Source organism: Mangrovibrevibacter kandeliae (assembly GCF_024519155.1).
Lineage (GTDB): Bacteria > Pseudomonadota > Alphaproteobacteria > Rhizobiales > Rhizobiaceae > Mangrovibrevibacter > Mangrovibrevibacter kandeliae.
Window position 1 is genome coordinate 55890 of record NZ_JANIFJ010000010.1, and the last position, 14264, is coordinate 70153.

Annotated in this window: 11 protein-coding genes; 8 read left to right on the forward strand and 3 right to left on the reverse strand. The window is 68.5% G+C overall.

Annotated elements, in window-relative coordinates:
* Positions 1 to 221 precede the first annotated feature (221 nt).
* The 6 genes from glmM (at position 222) to serA (ending at position 7330) form a co-directional block, all read left to right on the forward strand.
* Positions 222 to 1568: a phosphoglucosamine mutase gene (gene glmM, locus NPA30_RS18870; protein ID WP_256804360.1), complete on the forward strand. Its 1347-nt coding sequence runs from the start codon at positions 222 to 224 to the stop codon at positions 1566 to 1568.
* 137 nt (positions 1569 to 1705) lie between these two features.
* Positions 1706 to 2548 carry an outer membrane protein gene (locus NPA30_RS18875; protein ID WP_256804362.1) on the forward strand — a complete coding sequence of 281 codons (843 nt, stop codon included), beginning with the start codon at positions 1706 to 1708 and terminating at the stop codon, positions 2546 to 2548.
* Positions 2549 to 2791: 243 nt separating this feature from the next.
* The gene (locus NPA30_RS18880) at positions 2792 to 3508 is read left to right on the forward strand and encodes an outer membrane protein (protein ID WP_256804363.1); all 717 of its coding nucleotides are present in this window, start codon (positions 2792 to 2794) and stop codon (positions 3506 to 3508) included.
* 97 nt (positions 3509 to 3605) lie between these two features.
* On the forward strand, positions 3606 to 4019 hold the full coding sequence (locus NPA30_RS18885; RefSeq protein WP_256804364.1) for a DUF4864 domain-containing protein: 414 nt from the start codon (positions 3606 to 3608) through the stop codon (positions 4017 to 4019).
* 185 nt (positions 4020 to 4204) lie between these two features.
* Positions 4205 to 5380 (forward strand): phosphoserine transaminase, encoded by a 1176-nt coding sequence (locus NPA30_RS18890; protein ID WP_256804365.1) that lies wholly within the window; start codon positions 4205 to 4207, stop codon positions 5378 to 5380.
* A 357-nt stretch (positions 5381 to 5737) separates the two neighbouring features.
* Positions 5738 to 7330 (forward strand): phosphoglycerate dehydrogenase, encoded by a 1593-nt coding sequence (gene serA / locus NPA30_RS18895; RefSeq protein ID WP_256804366.1) that lies wholly within the window; start codon positions 5738 to 5740, stop codon positions 7328 to 7330.
* Positions 7331 to 7375: 45 nt separating this feature from the next.
* Here serA and NPA30_RS18900 read toward each other — a convergent pair whose 3' ends face one another.
* The gene (locus tag NPA30_RS18900) at positions 7376 to 8278 is read right to left on the reverse strand and encodes a DMT family transporter (RefSeq protein WP_372338862.1); all 903 of its coding nucleotides are present in this window, start codon (positions 8276 to 8278) and stop codon (positions 7376 to 7378) included.
* Positions 8279 to 8453: 175 nt separating this feature from the next.
* Between NPA30_RS18900 and NPA30_RS18905 the strand changes: the two genes are divergently transcribed.
* Both NPA30_RS18905 and NPA30_RS18910 read left to right on the forward strand, forming a co-directional pair.
* Entirely contained in the window at positions 8454 to 9746 is a 1293-nt protein-coding gene (locus tag NPA30_RS18905; protein WP_256804368.1) for an adenylosuccinate synthase, read from the forward strand.
* An 849-nt stretch (positions 9747 to 10595) separates the two neighbouring features.
* A complete protein-coding gene (locus tag NPA30_RS18910) occupies positions 10596 to 12002 on the forward strand; it encodes a hypothetical protein (protein WP_256804296.1) in 1407 nt (468 codons plus the stop codon).
* A 101-nt stretch (positions 12003 to 12103) separates the two neighbouring features.
* Here NPA30_RS18910 and rpoH read toward each other — a convergent pair whose 3' ends face one another.
* Both rpoH and NPA30_RS18920 read right to left on the reverse strand, forming a co-directional pair.
* Entirely contained in the window at positions 12104 to 13015 is a 912-nt protein-coding gene (gene rpoH, locus NPA30_RS18915; RefSeq protein WP_256804295.1) for an RNA polymerase sigma factor RpoH, read from the reverse strand.
* Between the two features lie 202 nt (positions 13016 to 13217).
* Positions 13218 to 14240, reverse strand: coding sequence for an RluA family pseudouridine synthase (locus NPA30_RS18920; RefSeq protein WP_256804303.1), 1023 nt, complete (start codon positions 14238 to 14240; stop codon positions 13218 to 13220).
* Positions 14241 to 14264: the final 24 nt, after the last annotated feature.

Below are 14264 nucleotides of genomic sequence, written 5' to 3' on the forward strand. Positions count from 1 at the left end.
GGCAGGCCTCGCAGCAGAGACAGGAAGAGGTGGCTTCGGCCGCCTCTTTTCGTTTGCGGGCGGGGTGCCGGACACCCGCCGCGTGACCGCGCGCCGAACGCGACGGCATCGTCGAACCGTGACCAGCGGTTGCGCAAGTCTTATCGGGTGACATTCTTTTTTACTTTCGGCGCTAGGCTGCGCCGGATACACGGTCGCGCAACCTCCGATCAGGGACTGCGATGAGCAAGAGATATTTCGGCACGGACGGCATTCGCGGCCGCGCCAACCAGCATCCCATGACCGCCGAGGTCGCGATGAAGGTCGGCATGGCTGCCGGGCTCGCGTTCAGGCGTGGCAACTACCGCCACCGCGTCGTGATCGGCAAGGACACGCGCCTGTCGAGCTACATGATCGAGAACGCGATGGTCGCGGGCTTCACCGCCGTCGGCATCGACGTGTTTCTGCTCGGCCCGATGCCGACCCCGGCCGTGGCGATGCTGACGCGCTCGCTGCGCGCCGACATCGGCGTGATGATCTCGGCGTCGCACAACCCGTTCTACGACAACGGCATCAAGCTGTTCGGCCCGGACGGCTACAAGCTGTCGGACGACATCGAGGCGTCGATCGAGGCGCTGCTCGAAGAGGATCTGTCCCGCCGCCTCGCCGACAACGGCCATCTCGGCCGGGCCAAGCGCATCGACGGCGTTCACGACCGCTACATCGAGTCGGCAAAGCGCACCTTGCCGCGCCAGCTCTCGCTGGAGGGGCTGCGGGTCGCGATCGACTGTGCCAACGGTGCCGGCTACCGCGTGGCGCCGGAGGTGCTGTGGGAGCTCGGCGCCGAGGTGGTGAAGATCGGCGTCGAACCCGACGGTCTCAACATCAACAAGAACTGCGGCTCGACCGCGCCGGCGGCGCTGTGCGCCAAGGTCAACGAGGTGAGGGCCGACATCGGCATCGCTCTCGACGGCGATGCCGACCGGGTGCTGATCGTCGACGAGCGCGGCGAGATCGTCGACGGCGACCAGATCATGGCCGTGATCGCCGAGAGCTGGGCCGAGGATGGCCGGCTGGCCGCCGGCGGCATCGTCGCCACCATCATGTCCAATCTCGGCCTGGAGCGCTTCCTGCAGGATCGGCACCTGCAGCTCGCCCGCACCAAGGTCGGCGACCGTTACGTCGTCGAGCATATGCGCGAGCACGGCTACAATGTCGGCGGCGAGCAGTCCGGTCACATCGTCCTGTCGGACTTCTCGACCACCGGCGACGGCCTCGTGTCGGCGCTGCAGGTGCTGGCCGTGGTCAAGAAGAACGGTGGTACGGTTTCCGAGGTCTGCCGGCGCTTCGACCCGGTGCCGCAGATCCTCAAGAACGTGCGCTTCTCGGGCGGGGCGCCGCTGGAGAAGGAGGGGGTGCAGACGGTCATCGAAGCAGCTCGCCTGCGGCTTGGAAACGCCGGGCGCCTCGTCATCCGTCCGTCCGGCACCGAACCGTTGATCCGGGTCATGGCGGAGGGCGACGATCCCGCGCTTGTCGCCACGGTTGTGGACGACATCGTCGGCGCCTTGCAGTCGGTGGCGGCGTAGGCGCCGGGCCTGCAACCGAAAAAACGCTCCTATGGTAAATCTCGTCGTAAAATAAACGGCCCGTTAACCATCGGCTTTTACCTTAGGGTTGCGAAAGTCACAGAGCTTTTGCACCGCAACCGCTAGGAGTGAAAGCGATGCAACGCATTACCGCCATCACGATGCTGGCGTGCGGCCTGATGGCGGGTGTGACCGCCGCTCAGGCCGCCGACCTGGTCGAAGAACAGCCGATCTACGAGCAGCCGGCGCCGCAGTCCTATTCCAACTGGTACATCCGCGGCGACGTCGGCTACCTGTTCAAGTCGAAGACGTCCGGCGACTACTACTTCTACAACCAGCCGTTCCCCGGCATCGACTCGCACGAGTACTACGACTCGATCGAGCTGAAGAACAACGCCACCTTCGGCGCCGGCGCCGGCTTCCGGCTGAACGACTACGTCCGTGGCGACGTGACGGTCGACTACTTCAAGACGGACGTGAAGGGCTCGAGCGAGTGCAGCTATCTCGTCGAGATCGGCTACGGCCTCGACCCGGTCGACAACGACTGCCGTTACAACGACTCGTCCAAGGCTTCGGTCTGGATGGCCATGGCGAACGCCTATGTCGATGTCGGCCACTTCGGCATCGTCACGCCCTATCTCGGCGCGGGCGCTGGTTTCGCCTGGGTGAAGTACGACGACATGAACGACGAGATCGCCTGCAGCGGCGGGCCCTGCGGCGGTGATCCGGACGTCTATCGCAGCACGCATCCGGGCGAGTCGTCGGTGCGCTTCGCCGCGTCGCTGATGGCCGGTGCCAGCTTCGACCTGACCCAGCAGCTCAAGCTTGACGCGGGCTATCGCTACACCCGCATCAGCGAAGGCGACGCCTTCGGCTTCGACGCCGACGACCGCTCCTTCGGCGCCTCCGGCGTGCAGGGCCGCGACCACGGCTTCAACCTGCACCAGATCCGCGCCGGCCTGCGCTACGAGTTCAACTGACCGAGCGGGCTCCGGCCCATCTCGCAGACGCACCGCCGCCGCCGCTCCGCAAGGGGCGGCGGCGGTTTCCGTTTCAGGGGTCTCCGTCTGCGGCCGGTGCCCCCGGACGGGCAACTGCGGCCACAGGCTTAACGACGCCTTACCGAACAGGGTTAAGCGTCCGTTAAGCCTTTTCTTCGACAGTCTCCCCAGGGCGCGGCGATTCGAGGCTGCGGTCGTCACCAAGGCTAAAAGGCTGATCGCATGCGCGCGACCAAGACACTCCTCCTTGCCGGTCTCCTGGCCGCATCCGCACTGGCGCCGGCAGGTGCCGCCGACCTGCTGCAGAGCCCGCTCTACGAAAACGCCCCGGAGGTCGTTCCGGTCGAGATCGGCAACGCCTGGTACCTGCGCGTCGACGGGGCGTACGACTTCAAGAGCGATGTCGATGCCTCCGCCGACGGTGGGCTCGGTCGATCCGACGGGACGCTGCAGCTCGACGGCGCGCCGGACTTCGGCGTCGGCGCAGGCTATCACTTCACCGACATGCTGCGCGCCGACGTCACCGGGCGCTACTGGCGCGGCGACCTGTCCGGCGACTTCTCGGGCGGCGGTGTCGGCGGCAAGCTGCGGGCCTGGGAGGTCATGGCCAACGCCTATGTCGACCTCGGCACCATCGCGGGCTTCACGCCCTATATCGGCGGCGGCGCCGGCGCGGTGAACCTGCGTCTGGAGGACGTGTCCTGCGCGGCCGCCTATGCCTGCGACGGCAGCGCAGACGCCTCTGGCGACTGGCGCTTCGCCTACGCGGCGATGGCGGGCGTCGCCTACAGCTTGACGCAGAATCTGCAGCTCGACGTCGGCTATCGCTATACGCATGTGGGGGAGGGCGATCTCGGCTCCTTCGGTGACCTTCGCCTCTCCGACGACGGGTTCGATCGGCACAGCATCCAGGCCGGTATCCGTTACTCGCTCTGGTAGGATGACGGCCCTGCCGTGCCTCAAGAGGCGTGTGGCGGCAGTTGCACTTGCGGCTCAGTAATCTAGTCTCTTCGGGGTGCAAGCCCCGGAGAGTTCCATGCGCCTGATCGCAGCCCTCCTTCTCGCCCTGATCATGCCGCTCGCCGCGGCGGCGCAGAGCCCCACCGACGACGCCGCCATCCGCGCCGCGATCGAACGACAGCTGGAGGCGTTCAGCTCCAATGACGGAGCGGCGGCCTGGTCGTACGCGGCGCCGAGCATCCAGCAGCGTTTCCCGACGCCCGACGCTTTCATGGCGCTGGTCGAGCAGGCCTATCCGCCGGTCTACCGCTCGCGCTCCCACAGCTTTGGCGACCTTGCGCAGACCCCTCTCGGTCTCGCCCAGCGGGTCGAGATCGTCGATGGCGATGGGGTCGCCTGGGACGCCCTGTACACGGTCGAAGAGCAGCCCGACGGCAGCTGGAAGATCACCGGCTGCTACCTCGCCAAGAAGGCCGGCGTGACCGCCTGAGCCGCCCGACGAACGCAGTCGCGCGACGAGCGGCGGCGGCGCGGCCCCTTCCTCGGGGGCCGGTGCGTAATGTCGCGCCCCGCCAGTTTGAAGGACAGGCCGCTTGTCACCGGACTCGCCTTCGCGTATCAGCGCCGGCGGGACACTCCTCCCCAACGAGGAGCTTCTATCTGGAAGGGTAGCTCATGGCTATGACCGCAAAGCCGGACGTGCGTCCGGCCAATCCCCGATTCTCCTCCGGCCCCTGTGCCAAGCGACCCGGCTGGTCGCTTGAGGCTCTGCAGGACGCGGCGCTCGGCCGCTCGCATCGGGCCAAGATCGGCAAGACCAAGCTTCAACAGGCGATCGACGAGACGCGCGAGATCCTCGGCGTGCCGGCCGACTATCGCATCGGCATCGTACCGGCGTCGGACACGGGCGCGGTCGAGATGGCGATGTGGTCGCTGCTCGGCGCGCGTGGCGTCGATTGTCTCGCCTGGGAATCCTTCGGCGCCGGCTGGGTGACCGACGCGGTCAAGCAGCTGAAGCTCTCCGACGCGCGCACGCTCGAGGCGCCCTACGGCGAGATCGTCGACTTCGCCGACGTCGACTTCGACCGCGACGTCGTCTTCACCTGGAACGGCACCACCTCCGGTGTGCGCGTGCCGAACGGCGACGCGATCCCCGCGGAGCGCCAGGGCCTGACCATCTGCGACGCGACCTCGGCCGCCTTCGCGCAGGACCTGCCCTTCGACAAGCTCGACGTCGTCACCTTCTCCTGGCAGAAGGTGCTGGGCGGCGAGGCGGCGCACGGCATGCTGATCCTCAGCCCGCGAGCGGTCGAGCGGCTGGAGAGCTACAAGCCGGCCTGGCCGCTGCCGAAGATCTTCCGCATGGTGAAGGGCGGCAAGCTGATCGAGGGCATCTTCAAGGGCGAGACGATCAACACGCCGTCGATGCTCTGCGTCGAGGACTATCTCGACAGCCTCGCCTGGGCGAAGCGGATCGGCGGCCTCGCCGAACTCAAGCGTCGCGCCGATGCCAATCTCGCCGTCATCGAGCGCTTCGTCGAAGCGAATGGCTGGCTCGGCTTCCTGGCGAAGACGCCGGAGATCCGGTCGAACACCTCGGTCTGCCTCACCTTCACCGATCCGGCCGTCGCGGCGCTGCCCGAGGACGGGCAGGCGGCCTTTGCCAAGGCCGTCGCGTCGGTGCTCGAGAAGGAGGGCGTCGCCCTCGACATCGGTGCCTATCGCGATGCGCCGGCCGGCCTTCGAATCTGGTGCGGCGCGACCGTCGAGACCAGCGATCTCGAGGCGCTGATGCCTTGGCTCGCCTGGGCCTACGAGGCGCAGAAGGCGACCCTCGCGCAGGCGGCCTGATGCCCGCTTCCGGCTTTGCCGATCGGAGCAGGCGGAAGGCGGCGATCCCGCGGATGGTGGCAGGCATCCTGTCCGACGCAGCGGTATCAGTCTCCTCAAGCGCCTGAACAGGCAGCGCCGGAGCAGGCGTTGCCGAATTCTCCACACCGGCGTCATCCCGGCCTCGAGCCGGGATCCATTCCAGATCGCCGATCCTGTTCCGATCGGGTCGAGGGATCGTTCTTCTCGGCCGGATTGCCCGCCGAAAACGGCGAGGCATGCATCCCGGCTCAAGGCCGGGATGACGGCCGAAGGGATCGAACACGTTTTTCCTGCGACGTGGAGCTTCGGCCCGTCGCCCGCAGAAGGACCACAGTCATGGCACCCCGCGTTCTCGTTTCCGACAAGCTCTCGCCCACCGCCGTCCAGATCTTCAAGGACCGCGGCGTCGAGGTCGACTATCTGCCCGACCTCGGCAAGGACAAGGAGAAGCTGCTCGAGGTCATCGGCCAGTATGACGGCCTCGCCATCCGCTCGGCCACCAAGGTCACCGAGAAGGTGATCGAGGCGGCGAGCCGCCTGAAGGTGGTCGGCCGCGCCGGCATCGGCGTCGACAACGTCGACATCCCGGCCGCGTCGCGCAAGGGCATCGTGGTGATGAACACGCCCTTCGGCAACTCGATCACGACCGCCGAGCACGCCATCGCGCTGATGTTCGCGCTCGCCCGCGAACTGCCCGCCGCCGATGCCTCGACCCAGGCCGGCAAGTGGGAGAAGAACCGCTTCATGGGCGTCGAGATCACCGGCAAGACGCTGGGTGTGGTCGGCTGCGGCAATATCGGCTCGATCGTGGCGAGCCGCGGCCTCGGCCTGAAGATGAAGGTGGTCGCCTTCGATCCCTTCCTGTCTAGCGAGCGCGCCGCCCATCTCGGCGTCGAGAAGGTGGAACTCGCCGATCTCTTCGCCCGGGCCGACTTCATCACGCTGCACACGCCGCTGACCGACAAGACCCGCGGCATCATCGACGCGAAGGCCATCGAGACGATGAAGGACGGTGTGCGCATCATCAACTGCGCGCGCGGCGGCCTCGTCGTCGAGGCCGATCTCGTCGATGCGCTGAAGTCGGGCAAGGTGGCCGGCGCCGGCATCGACGTCTTCGAGACCGAGCCGGCGACCGAAAGCCCGCTCTTCGGACTCGCCAACGTCGTCTGCACGCCGCATCTCGGCGCATCCACCGAGGAGGCGCAGGAGAACGTCGCGCTGCAGGTGGCCGAGCAGATGTCGGACTACCTCGTCAATGGCGCGGTCTCCAACGCGCTGAACATGCCCTCGATCACCGCTGAAGAGGCGCCGATCCTGACGCCCTACGTCAAGCTCGCCGAAATCCTCGGCTCCTTCGCCGGCCAGGTGACGGAGACGGCGATCAGCGAGGTCGAGATCCTCTATGACGGCGCACCGGCGGGCATGAACACCAAGGCGCTGACGAGCGCGGCGATCGCCGGCCTGCTGAAGCCCTCGGTGCAGACCGTCAACATGGTCTCGGCGCCGCTGATGGCCAAGGAGCGCGGCATCATGATCTCCGAGGTCCGGCGCGACAAGTCGGGCGTGTTCGACGGCTATATCCGCGTGACGGTGAAGACGGCCGGGCAGACGCGCTCGATCGCCGGCACCTGCTTCTCGGACGGCAAGCCGCGCTTCATCCAGATCAAGGGCATCAACATGGAGGCCGAGGTTGGCCGCTACATGCTCTACACGGCCAACAAGGACGTGCCGGGCGTCATCGGCTCGCTCGGCACCACCTTCGGCAAGAACGGCGTCAACATCGCGAACTTCCATCTCGGCCGCGACGTCGAAGGCGGCGATGCGATCGCGCTCCTCTACCTCGATGGTCCGCTGAGCGAGGCGTTCCTCGACGAGGTGCGCGCGCTGCCTTCGATCGGGCAGGCGAAGCCGCTCGAGTTCGAGATCTGATGCGATAGGGGCTGGCGCCGTGCCTCGACGCGGCGCCGGCGCTCGTCAGGTCGCGCCGGCCGGAGCGGGCTTGAGCGCGCGACGCTCCGCCAGCGCGATCCCGCCCAGGATGCAGGCGAGCGCCGCAACGTGATAGAGATGCAGTTCCTCGCCGAGGAGGACGATCGCCAGCAGCGCGCCGAAGATCGGGATGAGGTTGACGAACAGTCCCGCCCGGTTCGGCCCGATCGCCTCGATGCCTCGGATGTAGAGCGTCTGCGAGATGACCGAGGCGAACAGCGCCATGTAGAGGACCGCGGCAAGGCCCGCCGCGTCCGGCATCTGTACGGCGCCCGACTGCCACTCCCATCCGAGCAGCGGCAGTGAACCGACCAGCCCGCCCACATTCAGCACGAAGATGGTCGACAGCCAGTGCACCTCCGGCTTCAGCCGCAGGAGCAGGGTGTAGGAGCCATAGCAGAGGACCGCGATCATCATCAGCGCGTCGCCGAAGTTGAAGTCGAGCGCGACCAGCGTCGCAAGGTCTCCATGCGCGGCCGTCAGCGCCACGCCGATCAGCGTCAGCAGGAAGCCGGCGATCTGCCAGGCGCTCACCCGCGTGCCGAAGAGAAGGAAGCTCCCGGCAAAGACGACGAGCGGCATCGCCGACTGCTCGATCATGACGTTGATCGCGGTGGTGTAGTGGACGGCGAGATAGAGCAGGCCGGCAAAGCCGGAGAAGCCGATGGCCCCGAGCAGCAGCATGAAGACCAGCCTGTGGCGCAGGCGCGCCGCGTCGCGCTTCAGGTGCGGCAGGGCGAAGGGCAGGAGCACGAGAACGGCGATCAGCCAGCGCAGGCTGTTGACCACCATCGGCGACACGTGCGGCACCGCGATCTTCGCGGCGATGGAATTGCCGCTCCAGAACAGCGTGGTGGCCATCAGGAGAAGGTAAGGGTGGGAAAGAATGCGCAGCATGCCCGCCCTGTAGAGGCTTTCCGGCGAATGCGGAAGCGCGCGCGGCCCCTCGCCGCGGCGGTCGCGGCGCCCGCAGGACCGTGGCGGGGTCGCCGAATGCTTGACGAATCTCTATAAGTGTCGCTGTTCCGCGTGAGGGAGCGCGCGAAGCCAAACCGGAGTATCAATGGCAAACGTCGTCGTCATCGGGTCGCAGTGGGGCGACGAGGGCAAGGGCAAGATCGTCGACTGGCTGTCCGAGCGTGCCGACGTGGTGGTGCGCTTTCAGGGCGGCCACAATGCCGGCCATACGCTGGTGGTGGAGGGCGTATCCTACAAGCTCTCGCTGATGCCGTCCGGCGTCGTGCGCCAAGGCAAGCTGTCGGTGATCGGCAACGGCGTCGTGTTCGACCCGCACGCCTTCGTCGCCGAGAAGAAGCGGCTCGGCGAGCAGGGCGTCGCCATCACGCCGCAGACGCTGCGCATCGCCGACAACGCGGCGCTGATCCTGTCGCTCCACCGTGAGCTCGACGCCATCCGCGAGGGCGCCAGCACCGGCACCAAGATCGGCACCACCGGACGCGGCATCGGCCCGGCCTACGAGGACAAGGTCGGCCGGCGCGCGATCCGCGTCATGGATCTCGCCGACGCCGACGGGCTGCCGGAGCGGATCGAGCGGCTGCTCGCGCACCACAACCCGCTGCGTCGCGGCCTCGGCCAGCCCGAGATCGACGCTGGGGCGATCCTGGACGAGCTGACCTCGGTCGCCGGCGAGGTGACCCCTTATGTCGATCGCGTCTGGAAGCTTCTCGACGAGCGGCGTCGTGCCGGAGACCGGATCCTGTTCGAGGGCGCCCAGGGCACGATGCTCGACATCGACCACGGCACCTATCCGTTCGTCACCTCGTCCAACACCGTGGCCGGACAGGCTGCGGCGGGCTCCGGCCTCGGCCCCCAGAGCATCGGCTTCGTGCTCGGGATCACCAAGGCCTACACGACCCGGGTGGGCGGCGGCCCGTTTCCGACCGAGCAGGAGAACGAGATCGGCACCTTCCTCGGAGAGCGGGGTCACGAGTTCGGAACCGTCACGGGGCGCAAGCGTCGGTGCGGCTGGTTCGACGCCGTGCTCGTGCGCCAGGCGGTCGCAGTCAACGGCGTGCACGGCCTCGCGCTCACCAAGCTCGACGTTCTCGACGGGCTGGACGAGATCAAGATCTGCGTCGGCTACAGGCTGAACGGCGAAGTGATCGACTCGCTGCCCGCGAACGGCAAGGCGCAGCTCGAGGTCGAGCCGGTCTACGAGACGCTGGAAGGCTGGAAGGCGACCACCGCCGGCGCCCGTCGCTGGAGCGAGCTGCCGGCGCAAGCGGTCAAGTATGTCAGGCACATAGAGGAGCTGGTGGGCGCGCCGGTCACGCTTTTGTCCACCTCGCCTGAGAGAGATGACACGATTCTTGTTCGCGATCCGTTTCAAGACTAGACATCCCGGTAACCAAGTGAAAGCTGGATCGATCCAGTTGGGCGGAAGCTTCAGATCAGCGAGTGACGTCGTTCCATGGCCGATTTGAGCGCAGTTCTGCGTAAAACGATCGACGGACTGCCGCGCCAGACTCCGGCGCTGCGCGAGAAGGTGTACGAGAAGGCGCGCGCGGCGATCGTGCGCCAGATCGAAACCGCCGATCCGCCGCTCGGCGAAGACGTGGTCGCGGCGCGGCGCGGCGCACTGGAAGACGCGATCGCACGCACCGAGTCGCACTACACCGGGCTCGAGTCCCCGTCGGCCGAAGACACTGCGCCGGAGGCCGCCTCCGCCGCGCCGGCACCCGTGCCTGCCGCTCCGCCCCGCGCCACACCGCCGGCCGCTCCACCGCAGGCCACGCGTCCCGCGCCGCCGCCGCCCGCGGCCGATCGTCCGGCGCCAGCCGCGCCTCCGGCCGCCGCCGCGCCTGCTGCCGCGCCACGCGCGCAGCCTGCCGCTGAACTCCCGCGTCCGGCTCCGCCGCGCCCGTCTCCGCCGCGCGCCACGCCGACCTTGCCGCCGGGAGGGGCGCCGCTGCAGCCGGCTTCCTCGCCGCTGCCGCCGCGGGCCGACGCGCCCCTGCGTCCGGCGCCGCCGCCTGCCGCCGCGGCACCGAGCCAGACCCATGCCCGACCGGCGCCGGTTGCAGCGCCGCAGCCCGCGGGACAGGCTCCTTCCGCCTCCACAGCCGCGCCGCCCGCTTCGCCGCGTCCCGGCCCGACGCCGCCCATGCCGCCGACCGTGTCGCCGGCTGCAGCCCCCCGCGCGCCTGCGGCGCGGCTCGCGCCGGGCACGGCTGCGGCGCCCGCGATGCCGCCGCCCGTCGGCCCGGTCTCCAAGCTCCCGCCGGCAAGCGTGCCGGATGCGCGACCTGCGCCGCCGGTCCGCCGCGAGCCGGTGTTCGAGCCGGTGGAGCTCGACGACGAGCGACCGGCCGAAGCCTATGGGGCGCAGGAGCACGGCTTCGTGCCCGAGGACGGCGGCGAAGACGACGAGGCGACCGGCTATGTCGATCCCTACGAGGCGGTGGGTCTGCCCGCTGCCGATGTCGAAGCGCCGCGCTATGCGCCAGCGCGCCGCGTCGGCCGCCGCTCGCGCGTGCCGCTCCTGGCGGCGAGCGCTCTCGTGCTGTTGCTGGGCGGCGGCGCCGCCGTCGGCTGGATCTATCGCGACGACCTGCAGGCGCTGCTGAACGGCACGGGGAGTGCGTCGCCGTCGCCGGCTCCGGTGGCAGATACTGCGCCGGCCACGCCGGCAGCGACGACGCCCGCGACCTCCACCGACACGCAGGTCGCTTCGGCACCGCCTGCCGCACAGCCGTCCGCGCCAGCCGATGGCGCGCATACCGGGACCGCGGCGCCGGCAAGCGCTGCGGCCGCACCCGAGCCACGCCGCCGCTTCACGCAGCGCTTGCTCGCGGACGGTTCGGAGGTCGATGCAGGGCCGGCGAAGCCCGTCACCAACGATTTCGACGAAGGCACGGAGGTCGCCGAGGCCTCTCCGGTGCCGGAGGACCAGCCGGCCGCGGCTGCCGCCCCAGACGCCGGCACGGTGACGCCCGATACCGCGGCGACGGGCGCGCCGGCCGAGGCACCCGCTGCACCAGCGGCAGGCAATGCCCAGCAGCAGACCGCCGCGCTGCAGCCGCAGCAGGGCCCGGCGTCGATCGCCGTCGGCCAGCGCGCGGTATTCTACGAGGAGCGCTCGAACAGCGAGCCGGCGACGCAGCAGACCGGCAACGTCGTCTGGACCCTCGTCAACGAGGCGCCAGCCGAGGGGCAGCCGCCCGAGCCGGCGATCCATGCCGTCGCCGACGTGCCGGACGAAAACCTGAAGATGACGATGACGATCCGGCGCAATTCGGATGTCACGCTGCCGGCGAGCCACGTCATCGAGCTCAGCTTCGAAGTGCCGCCGAACTTCCAGGGTGGCGAGATCGCCAACGTCCAGCGCCTGGCGCTGAAGCCGACCGAGCAGGCACGGGGCGAGCCGCTGATCGGGGTGGCGGGGAAGATTTCGGATGGCTTCTTCATCATCGCCCTCAACAACCTGCAGCAGGCGACCGACACCAACCTCGACCTCTTGATGAAGCAGGAGTGGATCGACATCCCCGTCGCCTACTCGAACGGACGCCGGGCGCTGCTGTCGATCGAGAAGGGCCTTCCCGGCGATCGGGTGTTCGAGCAGGCGATCAGCGCCTGGAAGGCGAAGACGTGACCGCAAGTGCCTGGAAATTCTAGAAGGCCGTCCAAAACGAAAGGCCCGGATCACCGATCCGGGCCTTTCTCGTTCAAGCTCTGCGTGAGGCGCGCGAGCGCTCAGGCCTCGGCGTGCGCCACCGGCCGAAGCGCGCGTCGCGCGGCCTCGGCGCTGTCCCGCACCGCCTTCTGAACCTTCTCGAACGCGCGCACCTCGATCTGGCGCACCCGCTCGCGGCTGATGTCGAACTCGCCGGACAGCTCCTCGAGCGTCAGCGGATCCTCGGCGAGGCGACGGGCCTGGAAGATCCGCCGCTCGCGGTCGTTCAGCACGTCCATGGCCTGCTGCAGCATGCCGCGACGCTGCTCCAGCTCGTCCTGCTGGACGAGTGTCTCTTCCTGGCTTTCCGATTGATCGACGAGCCAGTCCTGCCATTCGCCGGACTCGCCCTCGGTCGCGCGGATCGGCGCATTCAGAGAGGCATCGCCCGACAGGCGGCGGTTCATCGAGACCACTTCGTCCTCGGACACACCGAGCGTCGTCGCGATCTGCTCGACCTGGTCCGGCCGCAGATCGCCCTCGTCGAGCGCCTGGATGCGGCTCTTCATCTTGCGCAGGTTGAAGAACAGGCGCTTCTGATTGGCCGTGGTGCCCATCTTCACGAGGCTCCACGAGCGCAGGATATATTCCTGGATCGCGGCCTTGATCCACCACATCGCGTAGGTCGCCAGGCGGAAGCCCCGCTCCGGATCGAAGCGCTTTACGGCCTGCATCAGCCCGACGTTCCCCTCGGATATGACCTCGCCGATCGGCAGGCCGTAGCCGCGATAGCCCATCGCGATCTTCGCGACGAGACGCAGGTGGCTGGTCACCAGCCGGTGCGCCGCGGCACGATCCTCGTGCTCGGCATAGCGCTTGGCCAGCATGTACTCTTCTTGCGGCTCCAGCATCGGGAACCGGCGGATTTCGTCCAGATAGCGGCTGAGGCCGCCTTCACCCGAGGCAATGCTCGGAAGGTTGGCTTGGGCCATGACTTGCCCCTCCATTCACTCGATCTTCGACCGCTTCGAAAGCCGGCCTAGACGCGCAACGCTCAAAAAGCCGCAGCGCGCTACACCTCATATGGGGATGAGAACGTGGGATTACACGACGGAAAACGGGGCACACGCAAACGTGTGCAGCCGCCTCAGGACAGATCCTGCCGGCCGCGGACGATCATCGCCCATCAGGTCTTCAAACGCGCAGTGCGTCGAGAAGTTCCAGCATGTCGCCCGGCGGGTCGCGCTCGAACAGCAGAGCCTCACCGCTCACCGGGTGCTGGAAGCCGAGCCTGAAGGCGTGGAGGGCCTGCCGCTCGAAGCGGTCGATCACCGCCGCCGCCGGCTCGGGCAGCCGCCTGGTCTTGGTCCTGAACCCCGCGCCGTAAAGCGGGTCCCCGACCAGCGGATGGCCGAGATGGGCCATGTGCACCCGGATCTGATGCGTGCGGCCGGTTTCCAGTTCGCATTCGACGAGCGAGACCGGCACGTCGGCGGTTCCCAGCACCTCACGCACGGTGAAGTGGGTGATCGCCTCGCGCGCGTCCGGCCGGTCCGCCGAGACCACCGCGCGCTTCGTCCGGTCCTGCCCGGCGCGCCCGAGCGGCGCGTCGACGGTGCCGTTGCGGCGCGGGAGCTGGCCCCAAACCAGCGCGAGATAGCCACGCTCCAGCCGGCCGTCGCGGCCGTGCGCGGCGAACTGCTGCGACAGCGCCCGGTGGGCGGTCTCGGTCTTGGCGACGACCATCACGCCGCTGGTGTCCTTGTCGAGGCGGTGGACCAGCCCCGGCCGCCGCACGCCGCCGATTCCGGCCAGCGTCGCGCCGCAGTGGAAGAGGAGGGCGTTGACGAGCGTGCCGCGCGGATTGCCGGCGCCGGGATGGACCACGAGACCCGCCGGCTTGTGGAGCACGACCAGCGCGCCGTCTTCGTAGAGGACGTCGAGCGGGATGTCCTCCGGCTCGGGCTCGGCGAGCTCCGGCTCGGGCAGCGCGATCTCGATCGTCTCGCCGACGGCGACCTTGCGCTTGGGCGACAGGACCGGTGTGCCGCCGATCGTCACCGAGCCGCCCTCGATCAGCGCCTGGACGCGGCTGCGCGACAGTGCGCCGGTGAGCGCCGCGGTCAGGAACTGGTCGAGCCGCGTACCGGAGGCGGCCTCGTCGACGGTGAAGGCGCTTGCCTCGCTCTCGTCTTCGCTTGTAGGAGCCGTGTCGATGTGAAATCCCCTGAATGGCTGGAT